The 20,580-nt window shown below is 68.1% G+C and carries 19 protein-coding genes; 11 read left to right on the top strand and 8 right to left on the bottom strand.

The genetic code is table 11. From position 1 onward, the window contains the following. The 4 genes from E1267_RS32780 to fabG all read right to left on the bottom strand — a co-directional run. Nucleotides 1-652 (bottom strand): beta-ketoacyl synthase N-terminal-like domain-containing protein (locus E1267_RS32780; protein WP_281283729.1); only part of this gene is annotated, 652 nt, incomplete at its 3' end. Beyond that, complete coding sequence (locus E1267_RS32775) at nt 649-1,854, bottom strand: beta-ketoacyl-[acyl-carrier-protein] synthase family protein (protein ID WP_132338312.1); 1,206 nt, start codon at nt 1,852-1,854, stop codon at nt 649-651. The genes E1267_RS32775 and E1267_RS32780, both read right to left, overlap by 4 nt. A 3-nt stretch (nt 1,855-1,857) precedes the next feature. Then, nucleotides 1,858-2,091: an acyl carrier protein gene (locus tag E1267_RS32770; protein WP_220449785.1), complete on the bottom strand. Its 234-nt coding sequence runs from the start codon at nt 2,089-2,091 to the stop codon at nt 1,858-1,860. Nucleotides 2,092-2,138: 47 nt separating this feature from the next. After that, a complete protein-coding gene (gene fabG / locus E1267_RS32765) occupies nt 2,139-2,879 on the bottom strand; it encodes a 3-oxoacyl-ACP reductase FabG (RefSeq protein WP_132338308.1) in 741 nt (246 codons plus the stop codon). Between the two features lie 468 nt (nt 2,880-3,347). Here fabG and E1267_RS32760 point away from each other — a divergent pair, with 468 nt between their 5' ends. The 7 genes from E1267_RS32760 to E1267_RS32730 all read left to right on the top strand — a co-directional run bounded on the left by E1267_RS32760 (nt 3,348) and on the right by E1267_RS32730 (nt 11,566). Next, nucleotides 3,348-4,478, top strand: coding sequence for a HesA/MoeB/ThiF family protein (locus E1267_RS32760; RefSeq protein WP_132338306.1), 1,131 nt, complete (start codon nt 3,348-3,350; stop codon nt 4,476-4,478). After that, nucleotides 4,460-5,392, top strand: a complete 933-nt coding sequence (locus E1267_RS32755) for a lysophospholipid acyltransferase family protein (protein ID WP_132338304.1) — start codon at nt 4,460-4,462, stop codon at nt 5,390-5,392. The genes E1267_RS32760 and E1267_RS32755 overlap by 19 nt, the downstream gene beginning before the upstream one ends. Next, nucleotides 5,385-6,632 carry an MFS transporter gene (locus E1267_RS32750; RefSeq protein WP_132338302.1) on the top strand — a complete coding sequence of 416 codons (1,248 nt, stop codon included), beginning with the start codon at nt 5,385-5,387 and terminating at the stop codon, nt 6,630-6,632. The genes E1267_RS32755 and E1267_RS32750 overlap by 8 nt, the downstream gene beginning before the upstream one ends. 122 nt (nt 6,633-6,754) lie before the next feature. Beyond that, nucleotides 6,755-8,122 (top strand): cytochrome P450, encoded by a 1,368-nt coding sequence (locus tag E1267_RS32745; RefSeq protein WP_132338300.1) that lies wholly within the window; start codon nt 6,755-6,757, stop codon nt 8,120-8,122. Between the two features lie 16 nt (nt 8,123-8,138). After that, nucleotides 8,139-9,185 (top strand): terpene synthase family protein, encoded by a 1,047-nt coding sequence (locus E1267_RS32740; protein WP_132338298.1) that lies wholly within the window; start codon nt 8,139-8,141, stop codon nt 9,183-9,185. Continuing rightward, nucleotides 9,172-10,203, top strand: a complete 1,032-nt coding sequence (locus tag E1267_RS32735; RefSeq protein ID WP_132338296.1) for a polyprenyl synthetase family protein — start codon at nt 9,172-9,174, stop codon at nt 10,201-10,203. The genes E1267_RS32740 and E1267_RS32735 overlap by 14 nt, the downstream gene beginning before the upstream one ends. Before the next feature lie 16 nt (nt 10,204-10,219). Then, on the top strand, nt 10,220-11,566 hold the full coding sequence (locus E1267_RS32730; RefSeq protein ID WP_132338294.1) for a cytochrome P450: 1,347 nt from the start codon (nt 10,220-10,222) through the stop codon (nt 11,564-11,566). An 82-nt stretch (nt 11,567-11,648) separates the two neighbouring features. Here the strand turns inward: E1267_RS32730 and E1267_RS32725 are convergent, their stop codons facing one another. Both E1267_RS32725 and E1267_RS32715 read right to left on the bottom strand, forming a co-directional pair. Next, nucleotides 11,649-14,444, bottom strand: a complete 2,796-nt coding sequence (locus E1267_RS32725; protein WP_165959927.1) for an AfsR/SARP family transcriptional regulator — start codon at nt 14,442-14,444, stop codon at nt 11,649-11,651. 519 nt (nt 14,445-14,963) lie between these two features. Next, complete coding sequence (locus tag E1267_RS32715; RefSeq protein WP_220449784.1) at nt 14,964-16,139, bottom strand: MFS transporter; 1,176 nt, start codon at nt 16,137-16,139, stop codon at nt 14,964-14,966. A 247-nt stretch (nt 16,140-16,386) separates the two neighbouring features. Here E1267_RS32715 and E1267_RS32710 point away from each other — a divergent pair, with 247 nt between their 5' ends. Further along, on the top strand, nt 16,387-16,572 hold the full coding sequence (locus E1267_RS32710) for a hypothetical protein (RefSeq protein ID WP_132338290.1): 186 nt from the start codon (nt 16,387-16,389) through the stop codon (nt 16,570-16,572). A gap of 84 nt (nt 16,573-16,656) precedes the next feature. Here E1267_RS32710 and E1267_RS32705 read toward each other — a convergent pair whose 3' ends face one another. Continuing rightward, the gene (locus E1267_RS32705; protein ID WP_220449783.1) at nt 16,657-17,541 is read right to left on the bottom strand and encodes an alpha/beta fold hydrolase; all 885 of its coding nucleotides are present in this window, start codon (nt 17,539-17,541) and stop codon (nt 16,657-16,659) included. A 446-nt stretch (nt 17,542-17,987) separates the two neighbouring features. Between E1267_RS32705 and E1267_RS44820 the strand changes: the two genes are divergently transcribed. Next, nucleotides 17,988-18,158, top strand: coding sequence for a hypothetical protein (locus tag E1267_RS44820; RefSeq protein WP_165959926.1), 171 nt, complete (start codon nt 17,988-17,990; stop codon nt 18,156-18,158). A gap of 90 nt (nt 18,159-18,248) precedes the next feature. Here E1267_RS44820 and E1267_RS32695 read toward each other — a convergent pair whose 3' ends face one another. Then, on the bottom strand, nt 18,249-18,629 hold the full coding sequence (locus tag E1267_RS32695; protein WP_132338288.1) for a hypothetical protein: 381 nt from the start codon (nt 18,627-18,629) through the stop codon (nt 18,249-18,251). Between the two features lie 573 nt (nt 18,630-19,202). Between E1267_RS32695 and E1267_RS32690 the strand changes: the two genes are divergently transcribed. Continuing rightward, on the top strand, nt 19,203-19,556 hold the full coding sequence (locus E1267_RS32690; protein WP_132338286.1) for a hypothetical protein: 354 nt from the start codon (nt 19,203-19,205) through the stop codon (nt 19,554-19,556). 462 nt (nt 19,557-20,018) lie between these two features. After that, nucleotides 20,019-20,580 (top strand): hypothetical protein (locus E1267_RS32685; protein ID WP_132338284.1); only part of this gene is annotated, 562 nt, incomplete at its 3' end.

Genomic DNA, 20,580 nt, shown 5'->3' with positions numbered 1-20,580 from the left:
CGCCGATCGTTGGTGTCCGGCGCGCGCGGGACAACGCCCCCTGCCACATCCGATGCGGGCTGAGTTCCTCCACCGCGCCGGCGACTATCGTGTCCACATAGCCCCGGCGCAGCACGGTGGCCGCGTAGCGCAGCGCGCCGAAGAACCCGATGGCGCCGCCCGCGATGGTCGCGTTGACGCCGTGCAAGCCGTACCTGATCGCCGTCTGTCCCGCCGCGCCGTTCATGACGGAGGAGGGGATCCGCCCAGGGGCGACGTGGTGGGGCCGGTCCCGGATCAGGGTCTCCCGGGAGAACTCGCCGGCCGCGCGGAAACTGCCCAGAGTCGTTCCCACCACGACGCCGACGCGATCGGGTGAGGCCGACTCGCCCGCCTCCCGCAGCGCCTCGCCAGAGGCCACGACCGCCAGCGCCGTCGTGCGATCATAGTTGCTCGTGCCCTTCCGGCCGAGATGGGAGCGGACGTCGAAGTCCGGCAGCGCGTGGGCTCGGTCGGTGGGAAGCGGCTCGCCGAACATCTTGCCGACGTCACGCGGCCCGCCGGCGGAACTCCCCGTACGATCGGCGCCCACATGCTCGACCAGAGACTCGATGCCTTCTCCCGCTCCGCTGAGCACGCCCCAGCCCGTCACGGCGAGCCGATGCCCGCTCATGCCGGGGCCCCGAACATCGTGATGGCGTTGTTTCCCGCGAACGCGAAGCCGTTGTTCTGTGCGATGCGCACCTTCGCCGCCCTGGCCCGGTTCGGAACCGGATCGATGCCGTGCAGCGCCGGGTCGGGCGTGGACCAGTTGATGGTCGGCGGCAGGAAGCCGAGGTGAATCGCGAGCACGGACGCTATGGCCCCGAACCCGCTCGCGGCCCCCATGGTGTGGCCGAGCATCGATTTGATCGAGCTGATCGGAGGCGGCGCGGGACCGAACACCTCTCGCAGGGCGTCCGCCTCCGCGGCGTCGTTCGCCGGTGTCCCTGTGCCGTGCGCGCAGACGTAGTCCACCTCGGACGGCTTGATGTCCGCGTTTTCGTGCGCGGCGCGCATACAGGCCGCGATGCTGCCGGCGTCCGGCGCCACGGGGTGCTTGGCGTCGCAGTTCACCCCGTAGCCGAGCACCTCCGCGTAGATCCGTGCGCCCCGGCCCTGCGCATGCTCGAGGGTTTCCAGCAACAGCGCAGACCCTCCCTCTCCTGTCAGCATGCCGGGACGGTCCCGGTCGAAGGGCGAGCAGGCCTCGGGCGCCATCGCCCCGAGCCGGACGAACGCGGCGTGTGTCCAGCGGCACACGACGTCGGCTCCCGCGGCGAACATGACGTCCGCCTCCCCGTCGCGCAGGAGGTCGAAGGCGTACCCGATGGCATAGTTCGAGGCCGAGCAGGCCGTCCCGATCGTCATCGACTCGCCCGCCAGCCCCAGTTCCGTGCTGATCGCGTGGCTTATGCGATTGCTGGGCAGCAGATCCAGCAGCCCAGGGTCCTGAGCGGCGTACCCCGAGGAGTTGATCTGCGCCGCCAGCGCGTCGAGCGCCTGCGACTCGCCGCCCGTCGTCCCCGCCACCGCGCCCGCCCGGTCGACGTCGATCGAGGTCAGGTCGAGCCCCGCGTCCTCGGCCGCAAGCCGGGCGGCGGCCGCGGCGTACTGGCTCGCCTTACCCCACCGCTCCGGTTCCAGTACCTGAAGCAGGGCTTCGGGCCGGAAGCCACGCACCTCACCGGCCATGCGCCGGGGGAACTTGCTCACATCAAAGCTGCGCACCTCGGAGATTCCCGAACGCCCTGATCGCAGCGCCGTGGTGAACTCCGCGACGCCGATGCCGATGCTCGATACCGGCCCGAGGCCGGTCACAACGACTCGATGCATGGCTCAGACCTCCCAGGAAGCCTCTCGGGCCACGACCGCGTAAACCTCGCGCAGGTTGCGCATCTGCGCCAGGTGCTCCTGTGGAATCTCGATGTCGAAGTGCCGGTCCAGGCCGGCCAGGATCTCGATGGCGGACATGGAATCGGCGCCGTACTCCTCGATGAAGTCGCCGCTCTCGCTTATTTCCTCCGGCGACAGCTCCAGGACCTCCGCGACGATCTCGCGGATGTCACTCATTCGTTCGGCGGTCTGGTTCATTTTCTCCGGAGTCCCTTTCTGCTGGTTCATAGGGTGATTCCGCCGTCCAGCTGGAAGACCTGGCCGGTGACGTACGCCGCGTCCGGATCCAGCAGGTAGGCGACCATGGCCGCCACCTCGTCCGGCCGGCCGAGACGTCGCAGTGCGATCTGCCGCAACGCGTCGTCGCGCACCTTCTCCGGCAGCGCCTTGGTCATGTCGGTCTCGATGAGGCCCGGCGCCACAACGTTGACCCTGATCCCGAAGGGCGCGACCTCTTTGGCCAGGGCCTTGCTCAGCCCGATGATCCCGGCCTTGCTCGCGGCGTACGCGGTCTGACCCGCGTTGCCGTGCACCCCGACAACGGATGAGAGGTTGACGATGGAGCCGCGGCGGCGCTTCATGAAGCGGAAGGTCATCGTCCGGCAGAAGTTCCAGGTGCCGGTCAGATTGGTCTGCAGGACGAGCTGCCAGGCCGCTGGAGGCGTGCGGACCAGGATGCCGTCCTCCGTGACGCCGGCGTTGTTGACGAGGTAGTCGATCTGTCCGAGGCGGCCTTCCGCGTCGGCCGCGAACGCCTCAGCGGCGTCGAGGTCGGCGACGTCGCACTCGGCGAAGTAGCAGGGCACGCCGGCTGCCCTGACCTCGACCTCTGTCTCGACGCTGTCCTCGCTGGCCGCGCGAAAGCAGCCCGCGACGGCGAATCCACGCTGCGCGAGTTTGATCGCCACCTGACGCCCGATGCCGCGGGAGGCTCCGGTGATCAGAACGCGATGTCGGGTCGGCACAACGGCCTCCTTACCTATGGCGGAGGTGCGTGCCCGGCTCCTGGAAGGCACGCACCCACTGCTGCTCGACCTGTTACGCGCAGGAGCCGCCGGAGCTGTCGCCCCGGACGATGATCTCGACGACCTTGGTCATCTCTGGCTCACCTCCTCTCGGCTACGGGTGTCGCGGCGAACGGCGATCCGGGCAACACGATGGCTCCGCCCGCCACCGCCGTCGTTGCCAAATGGCTGCCGCCACATCCCACCGTCACGGCAGCGTTTTGGCAGCGGCCGCGGTGGCGGCCTCACCCACGGTGGGATGACCGACCAGCGGGAAGGGGGTGTCCGGTCATGACCAAGGTCAACGAGATGATCGTTCGGGGCGAGAGCTCCGGCGGCTCCTGCGCCTGACAACTGATCTTCGCCGGGGTACGCGTGCCGTACCCCGGCGAGGAGGACAACCGTGATGTCTCGCAAGAAAGGGCGGGCATGAATCGCACCGCATCCAGCGTGCGACTGAGGCCAGGTGTCGTGGCGGGCGTGGACCGGGACGGCCGGCTCCACGTGGTCTTCCTCAGCTCGGGCAAGCACTGCGTCTATGACGCGGGGCCTGAGGCGCTGCGGGTGGTCGAGTTGCTCGGCACCCCGCGCACAGTCACGCAGATCCTCGATGACGTGGGTGGTGCCCACGAGGGCTTCGGGCCGGAGCTCCTCCAGGAGATCCTCGCGGCGCTGGAGGCCGACGACGCCCTGGACTTCATCGCACCGGGAGAGCAGGACGGCGAAACCGAGCTCTACCGCAAGCAGATCTCCTTCTTCCGCGACTCCGCGGGCAGCCATACCGAGGCTCTGGCCATGCAGCGTCAGGTGCGTGAGTCCCGCGTGGCCGTCGTCGGCGCGGGCGGGCTCGGCTCGTGGGTGGCTCAGACCCTGGCCATGACCGGCATCGGGCACATCGTGATCATGGACCCGGACGTGGTCACGCCGGGGAACCTGCCCAGGCAGGCGATGTACTACGCCGAGGATGCCGGCCTGGTCAAGGCGGAGGTTCTGAAGGCCCGCATCGAGCGCGCCACCGACGGCCGGTCTCAGGTGACGACCCACGCGCGTTCTCTGACCGAGGACTTCGACGGCGACGCGTTCGCGACCTGCGACCTGGTCGTCAACTGCGCCGATGAGCCTTCGGTCCAGGTCACCACGGAGTGGATCTCCGCGGCGTGCATGCCGTACGGGACCCCGCACATCGTCGGCGGCGGCTACACCGGGCATGCCGGCTTCATCGGCACCACGATCATCCCGGGCGTGACCGGATGCCTGACGTGCTACAGAACCGTCCATCCCCTCGACGAGAAGTACCAGTTGGAGCCGCTCGCCGGGGACCGCCGGGACTCCGGCGCGTTCGCCCCGATGGCGGCGGTCATCGCCAATCTCCAAGTGTGGGACGCGATCAGAGTCCTCACCGGTATCGGCCCGCCGCTTCTCGCCGACAGGGTAGGTGAGATCGACGCGCGGACGCTGTCCATCGACTGGCGAGCGTTCACCCGGCACCCGGCCTGCGACCTGTGCGCCCGGTACACCACCAAGGGAAAGGAAGAAGCCGCATGGTCGCAGACAGTGTGACCGACATGGACATGGTGACGGCGAACGCGAGCTTGTTCGGACTGATCTACCAGCATCTCCCGCTCGATCTGACACTCGAGATGTTCGAGCGCATCAACGCCTGGGAGTTCAAGAACACCCTCGCCGACCGCCAGGCTGCGAACGCCGCATCGGTCCAGGAACTCATCGCAGGAGTGCCGAGCCTGGCCAAGGACGCCGGCCGGATCGCTTCGGAGTGGGCAGAGTACAGGATCGCGGCGCAGGCCCCCCTGTACGCGCTGATGGCCTCGCTCGAACGCGGGGAGCCTTGCGGCATGACCATCGAGACGCGCGGCGGCGAACACCTCGACGCCGCGCAGGAGCGGGGCGAGGGCGTGGTGATCGTCGTCCCTCACGTGGGGTACTTCCAGGCGATCCCCCCACTGCTCGTGGCACGCGGTATGAGGCCCACGGTCATGGCCAACGCCGGCGGCTTCGATGACATGGGATCGGTGTACCGGGCCACCGTCCCCAAGCTCATCAGTCAGGTGGACGGACGGTTCGTACAGGACCCGGGGACGGTCGGCGCGGCGGTCGACGCGCTGCGCGCGGGGCGGCCCGCGGTGCTCTATCCGGAGTTCAGCCTCGGCTGGTCGGGCAACAAGAGCCGCCTGCGCGCGTCGTTCCTCGGGCGTGAGGCATGGGTGCCGACCGGCCCGGCCCGGTTCGCCCGCTTAACCGGCGCCGACATTCTGCCGCTCACCATCAAGCCCACGGCACCCAGGCACGTCACGCTCGAGATCTCCCCGCCCATCCGCCACCAGGAGATCAAGGCCGACGCGACCGCTGCTTCGTTGCGGGTCTTCTCCTGGCTCGAGCAGGTCATCCTCGAAACCCCGCACATGTGGTGGTGCTGGCCGTTGCTGGGATCGCTCATGGACGTGGACGGTGGCTGAGCAGCGGCTCGTGCCGTACGCGCTGCTTTTATCCTCGGCCCTGATCAGCAGCATCGGCACATCGATGACGCTGGTGGCGGTCCCGCTCATCGTGTTGTCGCTCACCGGCTCCGCCGTCACCTTGGGAATCGTGAGCGCGGTGGAGACCTCCGCCGTCGTCATCGGAACCGTGCTGTCCGGCCCATTGGTGGACAAGGCCGGGCCCCGGCGGATGGCCCTGGCGTCGAGCCTCGCCGCCGCGCTGCTGCTTCCCGTGATCCCTCTCGCCGAGCATCTGGACGCGCTGTCGGTCGGCCTGCTCGCGACCGTCGGTGCGGGTGTCGCGCTGGCCGCATCCCCCGGCCTCACGTGCCGCCAGCTCCTCGTCAGCGCCACGTCCGAGGCGGCGGGGATCGGCCGGGAGCGCGCCGGGTCGCTCTACTGGATGTCACCCCGCCTCGGCATGGTGATCGGGGCGCCGCTGGCTGCGGCACTGCTTGGTGCGCTGGACCCCACGTCGGTCATCTGGATCGATGCCGCGGGTTTCGCACTCTCCGGCATGCTGGTCCTGGGCGTTCCAGCGCGCATGGCACCCCCTCTGCGGCAGGTTCGTCGAACTTCCTCCGTCGAAGAGCGGGATCGGAACTCCTACTTCGAGGAACTGCGTGACGGATTCCGCACTGTCTGGAACCTCAGGATGGTCCGCGCGATGGCTCTGTTCGCCTTCGTGCTCAACGCCGTCGACGCTCCGCGGATGACCGTCCTCATGCCCGTTTACCTGCGCGATGTCGGAGCACCCGCGTCCATGCTCGCGTGGGTCGCCGGAGCCTACACGGCGGGGTCACTGGCTGGGCTTGCCGTCTACACCGCCGTCGCCGGCAGGCTGAAAGGCGAGCGCGTGATCGCATGGTGCCTGGGAGGGACGGCCCTGGCGTACGCCGCCCTCGGTTTCGCCCCCGGTGTCGTCGCCGTGGTGGCCTGCATGGCGCTGACAGGCGCCATGCAGGGGCCCCTGCTGCCCATCATGGTGGAAGCCGTCAACGCTCATACCGATCCGTCGGTCCGCGGCCGAGTCCTCAGCACGATCATGGCGCTGATTTCCGTCTCTCTGCCGGTGGGCAACCTGCTCTACGGCGTGCTCGCCGAGCTGATCCCGCTGTGGAGCGTGCTCCTGATCACCGCGATGGCTTACGGCCTCTCTGTTCGCCCCATCGCCAAGGTGATCGATCGCCCGGTCAGGAAGGTGGGCATTTCACGGTAACGCCGGTGATCGACACCGCCGAACCATGCCCACCGCCAGCCGGGAGATCGGTGACGACTCCGCCCTCGGACGAGGACGCATCGACCCAGGCGTCGTGACCAAGTGAGTTCGAAGGGAAAGCAGTGACCGCGACCAGTTTGAAGGAGATCCCCACCATCGCACGGTGGGGCGGCACCGGCGGGAGTCTTGCCTTCAAGAAGGATCAACTCGGCTTCCTCGGACGTGGCATCGAGCGGTACGGCGACATCTTCCGCTTCCGCCTTCTTGGCCTACCCATCGTCGTGGTCAACCACCCGGACTACATCCGGCACATCCTGGTCGACCAGGGCGAGCGGTACGACAAAGATGCGGTGATCTTCAAGGTCGTCCGCCCGGTGCTGCGCAAGGGCTTGATCGCCAACCCCGACATGGCCTTGTGGCGCCGCCAGCGACGCATGATGGCGCCCCACTTCACCCCGCGTACGGTCAACGTCTTCGCCCGGAACATGACGGACGAGACCGTCCAGATGCTCGAACGCTGGGACGCCGACCATGAAGGCGAGGTCATCAACGTAACGGCTGAGATCGGTGGCCTCGCCCTCCGCATCGTGAACAGATCGCTGTTCAGCACCGATGTGAGTCAGGCCGCCGGCTCCTTCACTCAGGCGTTCGCGGTGGCGAACACCGTCCTCGCCGCCTTCTTCAAACTGCCCTTCCCGCCGCTGAGCTTCCCGACACCGAGCCACCTGCGCCTGAAGAGGGCGATCAACACGATGGACGGGTTCGTCGCGGACTTCATCGCCGAACGGCTCGCCGGTGGGCCCCGTCCGGAGGGCGATACCGACCTGCTCACGTTGTTGCTGGAGTCCGTGGACGAGGACGACGGCAGAGGCATGGACCTCGAACAACTCCACCACGAGGTGCTGAACATCTGCGTCGGCGCCTACGAGACCACCACCAACGCCCTGTCGTGGGCGTTCTATCTGCTCGGCAGGCATCCGGAGGTGGAGGAGAAGTTGCACACGGAAGTGGATCAGGTGCTCGGCGGCCGGGTGCCCACTTTCGACGACCTTCCGAAGCTCACCTACACGCGAATGATCGTGGACGAGGTCCTGCGGATCTACTCGCCCGCCTACCAGTTCATGCGCAGGGCCGGTCAGGAGGACGAGATCGGCGGCTACCGGATGCCGAAGAACACCAACGTCCTCGTCAACAGCTATCTTCTGCACCGTCACCCCGACTTCTGGGAGGCCCCCGAGCGTTTCGATCCGGAGCGCTTCAGCCCCGAGCGGATCAACGAGCGGCCCAAGCACGCCTACGTGCCCTTCGGCAGCGGCCATCGCATCTGCATCGGCAAGCACTTCGCACTGGCCGAGCTCACCCTCGTCCTGGCCACGATCGCGTGCGGCCACCGGCTGCTCACCCCGGCGGGCGCCCCCGACGTACAGCCGGAGGCCCTGATCACCTTGCACCCCCGAGGCGGGGTGCACCTGCGCCTGCAGCGCCGATGACGCGAAGGAGACACCCGTGGTGGAAAACCATGTGCCCCAGATCCTGAGTCTCTTCCCCTGTGAGGTGAACGCGCACGTCGAGCATGCCAGAGAGCACCTGCGAGCGTGGGTGCATCACACGGGCCTAGTGCACAAGGAGTCCTCTAAGGAGCGGTTCGACCGTGCCGACTTCGGCTGGTTCGCCGCCATGGTCTACCCGACGGCAGACGCTGCCCGGCTCGCCCTGCTCGCTGACTGGTTCGGCTGGTTGTTCCTCGTGGACGACCAACTCGACGACGGGGAGGTTGGGCGGAGACCAGAGCAGATGATGGAGGTGTTCACCGAGATACACGCGGTGATGACCAGCCCCGACCTCGGCCAGGCCATCGCTCGGCGCCCAGGTGTTCCGGTGGTCGTCAGCTCGTTGGCCGACCTGTGGCGGCGTACGGCCGACGGTGCCTCCCCGCGCTGGCAGCGCCGGTTCGCAGAGCATCTCGTCGACTGCCTCACCACGGCCGCCACCTGGGAGGCCGGGAACCGGGTCACCGGCACGGTCCCCGACGAGGCGACGTACATCATCAATCGGCGCCACATCGGCGCGATCTACGTCTGCATGGACCTCATCGAGATAGTGGCGGAGCTCGACGTGCCCACCGAGATCTACGACAGTCCTCAGTTCATCGCAACGCTCGACGCCGCGTGCAACGTCGTGTGCTGGACCAATGACGTCTACTCGCTGGAGAAGGAACGCGCGCGGGGGGAGGTTCACAACCTGGTCTACATCACGGAGCAGCGCCAGGGGCTCAGTCAGGAGGAGGCCATGGCCAGGGTCTGCACCGCGATCTCCGCCGAGACCGAGCTCTTCCTGACCAAGGAACAGGAGTTGCTGCGGGCTTTCGACCGGCACTCCGCAACGCTGTCGCCCTACCTGGCGGGGATGCGCACCTGGATCAGCGGGAACCTGGCCTGGTCCCGCCGTACGGAGCGCTACCGGTCGTCCGACCACGCCGACGGGACGCCGCTCAGAGATTATCTCGAGCCTGAGCTCATGGGGGTGCCCCTTGACCGTCATGGGAGACGTTGACCGCGGCACCGCTCTGCGGCTTCTGGCACTGGCCAGGGAGTTGACCGAGCCGGAGCTGCGCAAGGCCGTCGATCGGCTCCCCGACCCGGTGCGCAGACTGACCGGCTACCACTTCGGGTGGTGGGACGAGTCGGGCGCGCGGGTGCGAGCGAACGGCGGAAAGAGGGTACGCGCGGCTCTGGCACTGGCCAGTGCGCAGGCCCTGGGGGCGCGGCCCGAGCGGGCCGTGACCGTCGCCGCCGCCGTGGAGCTCGTGCACAACTTCTCCGTGGTGCACGACGATCTCATGGACGGCGACGCCACGCGCCGAGGCCGCCGCACCGCGTGGACGGCCTTCGGTGAGCCGCTGGCCATCCTCGGGGGAGATGCCCTGCTGGCGTTGGCGATCGACGTGGTGCGGCCGGAGTTGGCCGGGAGCGCCGGGCAGGCGATCATGAAGGAGCTGTCCGACGCCCTGCTCAAACTCGTGGCCGGGCAGACTGCCGATCTTGCCCTTGAAGGGTGTTCGGAGATCGGACTGGCGGAATGCCTGACGATGGCCGGGGACAAGACCGCGTCGCTCATGGCCGCGGCCTGCGCGCTCGGCGCGCTGTCGGCGGGCGCCGACGCGGATCAGGTAAGCCGGATGCGCCGCCTTGGGTGGCATCTCGGGCTGTCCTTCCAGCTCGCCGACGACCTGCTGGGAATCTGGGGCGATGCCCAGGTGACCGGCAAGCCCGTCGGAGGCGACCTGCGGCGGCGCAAGAAGTCACTGCCGGTGGTGGCGGCCTTATCCAGCGCGACGACGGCCGGCGACCAGCTTGCCGAGTTTTACCACGGCATCGGCCCGATGCCGGAAGCGGAGATCCGCCAGGCCGTCTCGCTGATCGAAGAGGCCGGTGGACGGCGCTGGGCCGAGCAGGAATCGATCCGGCAGCGGACACACGCGTTCCGGGAACTGACCGCCCTATCGCCCGAACCCGGCGGAGCGCGCGCCCTGGTCGCGCTCTCCTACCTGATGACGCACCGCGAACACTGAAACATGAGGTCCGCCCATGCCGACAGAGACCACAGCCGCCCGTGAGGCCAGGAGCATTCCCTTCTACCGCCTGGTGCTGGCCCACAGGCGGAGCCCTGTCAAAGCTTTCGAGGAGGCTGCGCGCAGGGCGGCGGGAGAGATCGTCCGGCTTGAGACGGGGCTGTTCCGGCCCTACCTCGTCACCCATCCCGACCACGTGCAGCACCTGGTGCGCCATGCTCAGCCCAATTACCTGCGCCAAGGACTGTTCTGGGACCAGCTCGCCCCGGTGGTCGGCGAGGGCATCCTGTCCGAGGGTGACATCTGGCGAGAGAGCAGGGATATTCTCCAGCCACTGTTCACCGCCAGGTACGTCGACTCCCTCGGCGAGCGGATGACGGAGACCATCGACCGGCTACTTGAGCAGACCATCGTGCCGGGAAAGCCCTTCGACGTGGCTGACACCGTCACCCGCGTCGTGCATCCGGCGATCGTGCGGCTCTTTTTCGGGGGGAGCATCTCGGACGAGGACATCAGGCGGCTGCAACCGGCCTATAACGCCGCCATCACCTCCCAGGCCATCAGGCTCCTGCTCCCGACCGTACCCGCGGGCTTCCCGCTGCCGGGTGACAGAGCGTTCCGACGCGCGTTCAGGATCATCAACGAAGTCGTCTACCCTCGCATACACGAGGCCCGTGCCCAGGACGGCGACGAGCGCGACGTGGTCTCGGCGCTGTGCAGGGCCCGCCGTGACGAGCCGGGGATGAGCGGCGACCGCAAGATCCGCAATGACCTGGTGAGCATGTACGGCGCTGCCACTGAGACCTCGGCGACGGTCCTGACCTGGGCATTGCTGTCGTTGCACAACCATCCGGAGATTGCGGTGAAGGTGCAGGAGGAGATCGACAGGGTCGTGGGCGGCGAGCAGGTGAGCGTCGCGCATCTGCCTGAGCTGCATTACCTGGGGATGTTCCTGCAGGAGGTGCTTCGCCTCTACCCGGGGGGCTGGCTCATGCCACGTCGGTCCGTCGCCACCGCGGTCGTGGATGGAGTCACGATCAGGGCCGGGTCGACCGTGATCACCAGTCCGTATCTGACGCACCGACTGGCGGACTTCTGGGACCGGCCGCTGGAGTTCGATCCTGACCGGTTCGCCGCCACCGGAAAGCCCCGTCGCCACCGTTACGCCTATTTCCCCTTCGGCGGCGGCCCGCACCAGTGTCTGGGCCAGCACTTGTTCATGATGGAGGCCAAGGTGTACCTCGCGAGCCTCCTCAGCAGGCACCGGGTGATGATCGATGCTGCGGGTCCGATCTCCCCTCGCCTGGCGACGGTCCTGCAGCCGGATCGGCCGGTGACGATGACTCTGACGAAACGGTCGTAATTAGCCTCGGGCTTGCTGGTGGGCGGCATCCAGCAGCGCCGAGTGGTCGGCATCGAAAGCAGGCCCCTGAATTCCGCTCCCCCTAACTCGGGGTGAGCAAGGCTTCCATCTCAGCGGCCTCCGCGGCGTCCAGCCTGGCGAAGATCTCGTGTGCCTCTTGAAGGCTGGCGCGACCCTGACCGTGGTCTCCCTGCGCCGTATGCGATTGCCCGAGTACGGCAAGCGCACGTGCGATGTTGTATTCGTCGCCGATCTCCCGGCTGAGTGATAGGCATTCCTCGGCGGCCTCGAGAGCCTGAACGTGCCGGTCGGCCTGCCGGTAGGTCTCAGCCAAGTGGTAAAGGACATTGCTCTCGGCGGTCCGTCGTGCCAGCTTACGGAATGTGTGTCGCGCGTCGGTGAGTTCGCGGGTGGCCTCTTGAAAGCGTCCGGCGCCGCGCAGGGCAACACCGCGGGCGTATCGCACCGCGGCGAGGGGATCGGGGTCGCCGCTGTCTAGGGCGGCGTGCAGAGCTTGGTCGAGTACGGCAACCGCCTGGTCCATCTGTCCGGCGTCGATATGGACACGGGACAGGTTGGCGAGGGTGGTTGCTTCTCTTGCAGGCAACCGTAACTCCTGGGCGAGCGCGGCCGCCTCTTGCAGAGCGTGGACGGCGTCTGTCAGCCGGCGTTGGCCGCTGTAGACAAGTCCCCGCGTATGCCAGATCTGCCAGAGGAGGACCTGGTCACCGACGACCCCGGCAAGATCGGTCGCGCGCTCCAACTGTGCCGCGGCATCCGAGAGCAGGTACTGGTAGTAGGACAAGTGGCCGAGCTCGTACAAGCCGATTGCTTCGCTGCGTGTATCTCCGGTCCCGGCAGCGGTGGCGATGATGGATTGAAGGCTCGGCGCAATCCGGGCCCATCCGACGCCACTGTAGAGAAGCCAGCGCAGGCCGGTCACCAGATCGGCGGCAAGGCCGAGGGATTCGGGCCGGTGCGCGCCCCATTCGGCTGCTGCCACCAGGTGGGGAACGCTGTCGAAGAGCCAGGCGGCTGCGGCCTCGGGGTTGGGCAAGGTCCGTCCCGGATGCTGGCGAGGCAGGAGCGATCTCGGCCACGTCCAGTGAGGGTCGTCGGCGGTGACGGCGTTGTGGGTGGTGGTGGTGTAAAACCCCAAAAGGCGATGCAGAGCCTGGTCGCGCTCGCTGTCCGGGTCACGTTCTGCGGCCTGTTCTTGGGCGAACAGGCGAATGAGGTCGTGATAGCGGTAGATCCCCGGCGCGGGGTTATCCAGGAGGCCGAAGTCGACCAGGTCGTCCAAGCGGTCTTCGGCCTGTGGTGCGGGGAGGTCGAGGAGGGCGGCGGCAGCGTCGGTGTCGAGGTCGGGACCTCCGGGAAGGGCGCAGAGCCGGAAAGCGCGGGCATGGGCGTCGTCGAGTTGGCGGTAGCTGACTTGCAGGCTGGTGCGGAGTGCCCGGTCGCCTTGTTCCAGCTCCGACAGGCGCCGGTGCTCCACGGCGAGCCGGTCGGCCAGTTTGGCCAGGCTCCAGGTCTTGCGGGAGTTCAGGCGGGCGGCGGCGATGCTGATGGCCAGGGGCAGGTAGCCGCAGAGCCGGACGATCTGGGCCACCGCCTCGGGTTCGGCATCGCTCCGATGCGCGCCGATGTGCCGGGCGAGCAGGTCGCCTGCCTCCTGCTCTGACAGAAGCCCGAGTGGGAGGTGATGTGCGGCCTCCAGGGCTGCCATGTCTCGGCGGCAGGTGATCAGGACTGCACAGGTGCGGCCCGCAGGCAGCAACGGCCTGACCTGAGCGGCGTCGCGCGCGTTGTCCAAGACGATGAGCAGGCGCCTGTTGCGGGTTCGGGTGCGGAAGAGCGCCGTTGCCTCGTCGACATCGGCCGGGACCGCCTCCGGGGCAACGCCGAGCGAGCGCAACAGCCGGCCCAAGGCGTCGATCGGATCGACAGGATAGGCATCGGGGCTGGCACCACGCAGATTCACGTACAGCTGACCGTCGGGGTACCGGTCGAGGATCTGGTGTGCGAGGTGGATCGCCAGGGCCGATTTGCCGACACCGCCGGTCCCGCTGATCGCGGAGATAGCGACCGGCAGGTGATCGTTGAGCAACGGGCCACGCAGCCGCATCAACTCCTCGTCGCGGCCGGTGAAGGCGGCCAAGTCGGCCGGGAGCTCCGTCGGGATCACCAAGGGGCGTCCTGCTGGCAGTTCGAGTGCCGGATCTGACCGCAGGATAGCCTGATGCAGTTCTTGTAATTCCGTGCCGGGATCGACGCCGAGTTGGTCGGCGAGCCGGGTGACGATCTGCCGGTAGGCCTCAAGGGCGCCGGCTTGGCGTCCTGCCCGGTAGAGAGCGATCATCAGCCGGCCGCAGAATCGTTCGTGCAGTGGATGCTCGGCGACCAGCCGGGCCAGGTGGGCCACTACCTCGCAATGTCGGCCGGCCGCCAGGTCAGCGTCGATGTGCTGTTCGGTGACAGAGAGGCGTCGCTCTTCCAATCGGGCGGCCTCACCCTGCAGGTGTGGGTGGTAGGCAAGGGTCCCGAACGCCGATCCCCGCCACAGTGCAAGCGCCTGGCGGTAGCAACCCTGGGCGGCCAGGGCCTCGAACCGGCCTACGTCGACCTCATCGACGTCGGCTCGTAGCCGGTAGCCACCTGCCGCGGCCTCAATCCGGCCGCCCACTCGCTGCCGGATCTTGGAAACGTATGAGCGAAGGTTCTCCGGGGCCGATGCCGGAGGCTTCTCCCCCCACACCGCGTCGATCAGCCGATCCGCTGAAACCGTACGTCCCCGGCGGGCCAGCAACACAGCCAGGATGATCCGTTGATTCGTCGACCTCATCGGCAGCGTCTCCTCGCCATCGACGACCGCCACGTCTCCCAGGACTCCGAACCTTATGCCCATCCCTCCGCCACACCGCGAGACGCCACAGAGCGACGACTCTAGAGTGCGTGACTCATCAGCGGCAAGCCGAGGTGAAGCTCTGGTGAAGCGCACCTTCGATTCGGCCTGGCGCGCGTTGAGAGCCGTACGACAACCGCCTGGGGATGCCGCTCTGGCAGGCGCCGCAGATCACGCCCAATGGCTGGCTGACGACGGCGGCGACGCCCACAGCGTAGATCTCCGTCAGAGGTCGCGACGAGGGCGGTTACGGCATCGGGGACATTGGTGCAGTGCTGGGCGAGTTCGGCGACGCTCTCGCGCCACCGGCGGGCGATGGGGCGCAGGGCGGGTCTTCGGGGGGCGAGCGTGGACAGTTCGCGTGCACGCGCCGGCCGCGAGCGGTGTTTCATGGATCCTCACTGGTTGAACACACCTCCGTGCGCTCGGCTTGCGCTCGAGGCCGGCCCGCGCGGCGCGCAGGGTGACCGCGCGGAACGGCTCGATTGGTGCTCACCGGCAGCCGGCGGTCTCCTCCCCAGGGAGAGTCCCGGCATCGGAGCGGTACGTGGCGTGGGCACGGGCGGCGGCGATGGTGGACCGGCCGGAGGGCACGCGGGCCGCAATCGCGATCACGACGATGGCGGCCAGCCCGGCACCCATGAGCAGGACCTGCACGCTGACCACGTCGGCCAGCGGCCCGAACACGACCATGCCGATCGGCGTGGCCAGCGCCATCACGATGCCGACGTAACTGAACACGCGCCCGTGCATGGCGGGTTCGACGGTCTCCTGGATCAGCGTCATGAACGGCGTCGAGAACAGCGGCACCAGCAGTCCGAACATGAACATGAAGCCGTAGAAGACCCACAGGTTGCCGCTCAGCCCGAGCGCCACGGTCACCAGCCCGAAGCCGTAGACGGCGACGAGGATCAGCCCCATCCGGCTGCGCTTGGCCAGCACCGTGGACATCAGGACGCCGCCGAGCAGCATGCCCAGGCCGAAGGCGATCTCCAGCGCCGCCAGCATCCACTCCTCGCTGCCGAACGTGCGCGCGACCATCAGTGGCGTGACGAACGAGGGCGCCACGGTGAGCAGGAAGATGACCGCGTACACGACGAGCAGCCAGCGCACGATCGGCTGGGTGCGGATGTAGCGCATCCCCTCCGTCAGGTCCTGCCGGTAGGAGGCGCGGGCCTCGGCCGCCCGCTCCAAAGTCGGAACGGTGACCAGGGCGAGCAGCCCGATCCCGATCACCGCCGTGACCACGTCCAGGAAGAAGACGGGGACGAGGCCGGAGGCGGCGAAGATCGCACCGGCGGCGGCGGGGGCGATCAGCGCCATCGCCGACTGGATGGTCTGGAAGATCCCGTTGACGCGCATCAGGTGCTCACCCGGCACGATCTGCGGGATCAACGCCTGCACGGCGGGGGTCTGGACGCCGGCGCCCAGCGACCGGACCGCGACGGCCAGCAGGACGATCCACAGGTCGGTCACGCCGTTGGCCATCAGCAGCGCGAGCGCCAACGTCGCCGCGGCGATGGCGCCGTCGGCGGCCATGACCAGCACCCGGCGGTTCATGCGGTCGGCGAGCACACCCCCGAAGATCGACACCAACCCCTGGGGCAGGAACGCGGCCACCGCGTAGAGGGCCACCGCCAGCCGGAGCGGGTCTGCAACGTCACCCACCACATCACCGCGTACTGCGCGATCATCGAGCCGAACAACGACATGGTCTGCCCCGTCAGGAACAGGGCGACGTTACGCCGCCATCGGGTGGTCGTGGTCATCTGGTCTTTCTCCGCTCGCGATGGGCATGGTTCTCCCCGCCGGGTGGGCGGGGACTGGGCTTGTCATGGTCAGTTGGCGCAGGTCGGATGCCGCGCCGTGCAGGAAGAGATCGACGACTTTCGGGGCGCCTGGTGTCCGGGGATCGGTGCCGGGCGTTCGTCGGCGGCGTGGCCACCTCTGGTGGCAGGGGCTGGGCCACGGCGGCCGGCTCCATGACGGCCAGGGCCGGGAAACCCGGATCGGCCTGCCGCAGTTGTCCGGTCTCGACCGCCTGTTCCATCAACTCGGCGCCGGCCAGATGGCGATGAAGTCCTCGGTATCGGTGCCGTAGGTGCACATCGCCAGGATCAGCCCCGTCAGCCGCCGGCCTCGGCGCCCCCGCCGCCGAGGCCGGCGGCGGGGGCGTCGGAACGCCTCAGATGAGGTTCGCCAGGAGTTCCGCGAAAACGTGCGGTCGGCTGAAGTAACCGACGTGCGAGGTCGCCAGCGTGTGCACCTGGAAGGGGTTGTGCGGGGTCAGCGCGTCCGCTTGGCGGATCATGTAGTCCTGGACGGCCGGGGTGATGCTGCGGTCCTCCGACAGGCGGATGTAGGTGTGCGGGACACGTCCCCACCCGTCGGCCGTGACCAGTGCCGCCGGCTCCAGCACCGCGTGATTCTCGTCCGGGTCCATGGAGTCCAGCAGCAGCCGGAACTGGTGGTCGGTGGAGTCGGCCATGATGGCCGCCTTCAACTCGGCGAACAGTTCCGCATCGGCGTGAGCACTGCGCCAGTTGAGCCGGGCCACGCCGGGGTCGGGCACGCCGGGCACGGCGATCCGGGCCGCCGCGGCGTCGAGCAGGTTGTCGTCGACCACGTCCCACGCCTCGATGAGCATGGCCGGGCTGCTCAGGCACAGCGCGGAGAGGTAGACCACGCGGTCGAGCAGGTCCGGTACGGCGTTGGCGACGGCGCTGATGGTCAGGCCACCGAGACTGTTACCGACCAGCACGATGGGGCCGTGTTCGGCGAGCCGGCGCAGGGCGTCGACCACGTGCCGCACGTTGTCCTGCAACGTGACGGCACGCATCGGGGACGCGGCGTCAGCCAGTGCCGCGGGGTCGTGTGGCAGCCGGTAGTAGGCGGCGGGGACGTCGGCTCGATCGCCATGGCCGGGCAGGTCGACGGCGTGCGAACGGTGCCCGAGCAGGGCCAGCTCGTTCTGCAGGGGCCCCAGGCCCGGGCGTTGCTGGAGCCGCCGTGAACGAACACGAAAGTGGGGCGCGAGGTTGCGCGCATGAGAAGAATCCTCGTCATCCAAAGGCGAACGGTGAACGTAGGACCAGGTGCCGGCGACGGCCGACACCGCGGTCAGAACGCCGACCGGAGGCGGATGGACTGCCAGTTGTGGATGACGGAACACATAGAGCTGAGTGTAGTAGACGGGGTGCAGCCTTCGCGTGCCCCCCAGCCGGCGAAATCTGGCTGTAGGGCGTCAAAACTCGCGCGTATGGTTTGAGCTGGGGTTTCCCCCACCGAGCCATGCGGCTGGACGGTACTGCGCGTTGTAGTGATCGATGTACTCGTTCAGGACCGAGCGCAGGTTCGCTCGCCGCGTTGGATGAGCAGACTGCGGGCCTGCTGAGCGGTCCACGCGCCGGTCGGGTGACTGGTCACGCTTCGTCGCTGTATTCGAGCCGTGAGATCGACCGCCTCCTCGGCCGGATCGTGAAGGGGTTGGCGTAGTGACAGCGCCTGATGCGGCCGGTGCTCGCTGTAGTGACGCTCGTACTCGGTCAGGACCTGTCGCAGGTGCCGCTCACCGTGGACCAGGAGGTTATCGAGGCATTCGCGCCTAGGGTGCCGATGGACCGCTCGGCGAACGCGTTCGCCCGTGGCGAGCGCGGCGGATGCGCCGTCCAGGCACCGCTCGGATGAGCCGTGACACCGAGAACATGCACGCGCCGCGTTTCGATCTCCATGACGAACAGCACGTACAGGCGCGCGAGGAACACCGTGGGTGTGCCGTCAGCCGAGAAAATGGAGCGTCGCCCCTAGCTTGGTGACCTTCAGCACGCGGAACTTGAGGCCGCTGAGGTTGCCCCAGCCGCCCTCCCACAGGGCGACATTGCCGCCAGCCGTGAACACCCTGCCACCGATCCGGCGGTTGAAGCCCGTGTCCACGACGACCGTCTTCGCATCCGCCTTGTAGACGATGACCTTGGAAAAGCCGTACTTCTTGCTGGAGATGCGGAAGCTCACCACGTACTTGAAGGTGAACTTGCATTTCCCGTCGTAGCAGCCACTCAGACGCGGCTTGGCCGCGGCAGCGGCAGGCTGTGCGGCGAGGGCCGGCGCCGTGGCCAGCGCGCACGCGAGGGCGAGGGCTGTGAGGGTAAGCCGTTTCATGATTCCCTTATAGCGCTCAGCGCCCGGGAGGGGTCCCCGGTTCGTCGTCCTGGGCGCTGTCGCTGTCGGGGTTCCTGGCCGGCCGCCGACTGGATGCGGGCGCGCTCCACCTGGCCGGCCAGGGTGTGGTGGCGAAGGCGGCGGCGCCGTCGCGGGCGACCAGGGTGCGGGCGCGGTGGGTGGAGCACTACACGCGAGCGTCTCGCCATGCTGCTCACCGCCGGCAACCAGGCTCGCTGGAGCAGACTGGCCGGCCAGTTCCTGAGCCGGCCTCAGCCGGCCCCGCGCAGCGCCTTGTCGCCAGCTGGCTGCGGGTGGGTGGTTTGATGGCCCCCGGCCTCTCGGCCGTGCGCCCTCCGATGCTGGTGGTCTACGCCGACGGCCGGGCCATCGCCGACGCCGCGCACGAGCTGCGCCTTCCACCCGCCGAGGTCAAAACCCTGGTCGAGGCCCTCAAGCATGACCTGGCAGGGCAACCGGCCACTGCCTCGCCCCGTCCGGGATCGTCGAGGATCTATGACGTGCCCACCACGGTCCTCGGCGTCGACAGCGGCAGCGGGATGCGAGGTGCACGTGCCGTCTCTGGAACATGCCGCAGCCGGCTACGACGCCGCGCTCGTCACCGCCCGCGACCGCCTCGCCCGCTTGGCCGACCGCGTGACCGCGCACGGCGGGAACTACTCCACCGACCGTGTACGACTGTTCACCGAGCGGGCTACGGTTCCTGCGACGCCCGCCAAGCCCTTGCCGGAGGGCGTCCCCCTGGCACCCGAGACGCAGGCGCGCTCGGGAAGCAAGGACTACAAGGGCAACAAGGCGCACACGATCGCCCGGTTGATACCACGTGACGGATCCTGGCACGTCTATCGCATGTCAACCGGCGAGCACATCGCGCTCTCGTGGCGTTATCTGCTCCCCCACGAGTAAGGCTCCGGCTGACCGTTGAGCTGTTGCTGTAGAGCCGCCCCATGGGGTGACGAGCTCCTGGTCGTCTCGATGATGGTTTTGACCCGGTGGTGTGCACTGGTGCGCCAGCAGCCCGACGTCGAAGGGGGCGCGCCGGTGAAGGTGACGAAGGTGATGTCGGCGTGGGTCGTAGCGGGTGTCGTGGGCGGCCACCGGGCAGATGCCTTGGCCGGGCGCGATGAATGCCGGCGGTTCTTGGAAGGTGGCGGCGCGTTGGTGACGGCCCTCCGCTCGGGTTCGCACGACCAGCCCCAAGTAGCGTCGCCAAGGCGCCGACGGGGTGGCGTGAGGTCGCCGGTGAGTCGCGGGAGCGAGGGGCTCGCTCTTGAGAGGGAGATCGGGGATCGCCCGGTCAGGCGATCACAACGGGCCGGCGAAACCGCAGGATGAGGGGCAGTCAACCGACCCCGAGGAGAGCCTGCGATGAACCCCCGCACCGCCTACATCACCGCTCCGCTGCTCGTGCTGGCCTACGGAGTGATCCGCATCGTCGACGGGTTCGACGGGAGCCGGGGGCCCGGGCCCGCCTGGACGATCGGGCATGTAGCGTTTCTCGCCGCCCTCGCACTGTTCATCGTTATATTTCGGGATATGTGGCGGATACTCGGCCGTACCAGGCTCGCCACCGCCCACTTGGTCGTCGGGATCGTCGGCATCGTGTGTGCTGCCACGCAGTTCCTGATCGACATCGCGATCGGGTTCCTGGCGGCCGACCACGACGCCATGGGGCCGCTGTTCGAACAGGTGCAGGCCGTGCCGGGGGCGCAGCCGGTCATCTACGACGTGGGGCCGTTCCTGTTCTACGTGGCCCAGCTCGCGCTCGTCGTCCACCTGGCCGCCCGCAAGCAGGTCAAGATCTGGACCCCTGCCCTGGTGACCGTCGACCTCGCGCTGCCCCTCATCGATAAGGACCTGATGTCCGTCGGAGCGTTCTTTCTGCTGGTGTCGTTCTGGCCACTGGCCAGGAGGAGCACTTCCGCCGCCC

Source organism: Nonomuraea longispora (genome assembly GCF_004348345.1).
Classification (GTDB): Bacteria; Actinomycetota; Actinomycetes; order Streptosporangiales; family Streptosporangiaceae; genus Nonomuraea; species Nonomuraea longispora.
This window is presented reverse-complemented; position numbering and strand designations above follow the sequence as displayed.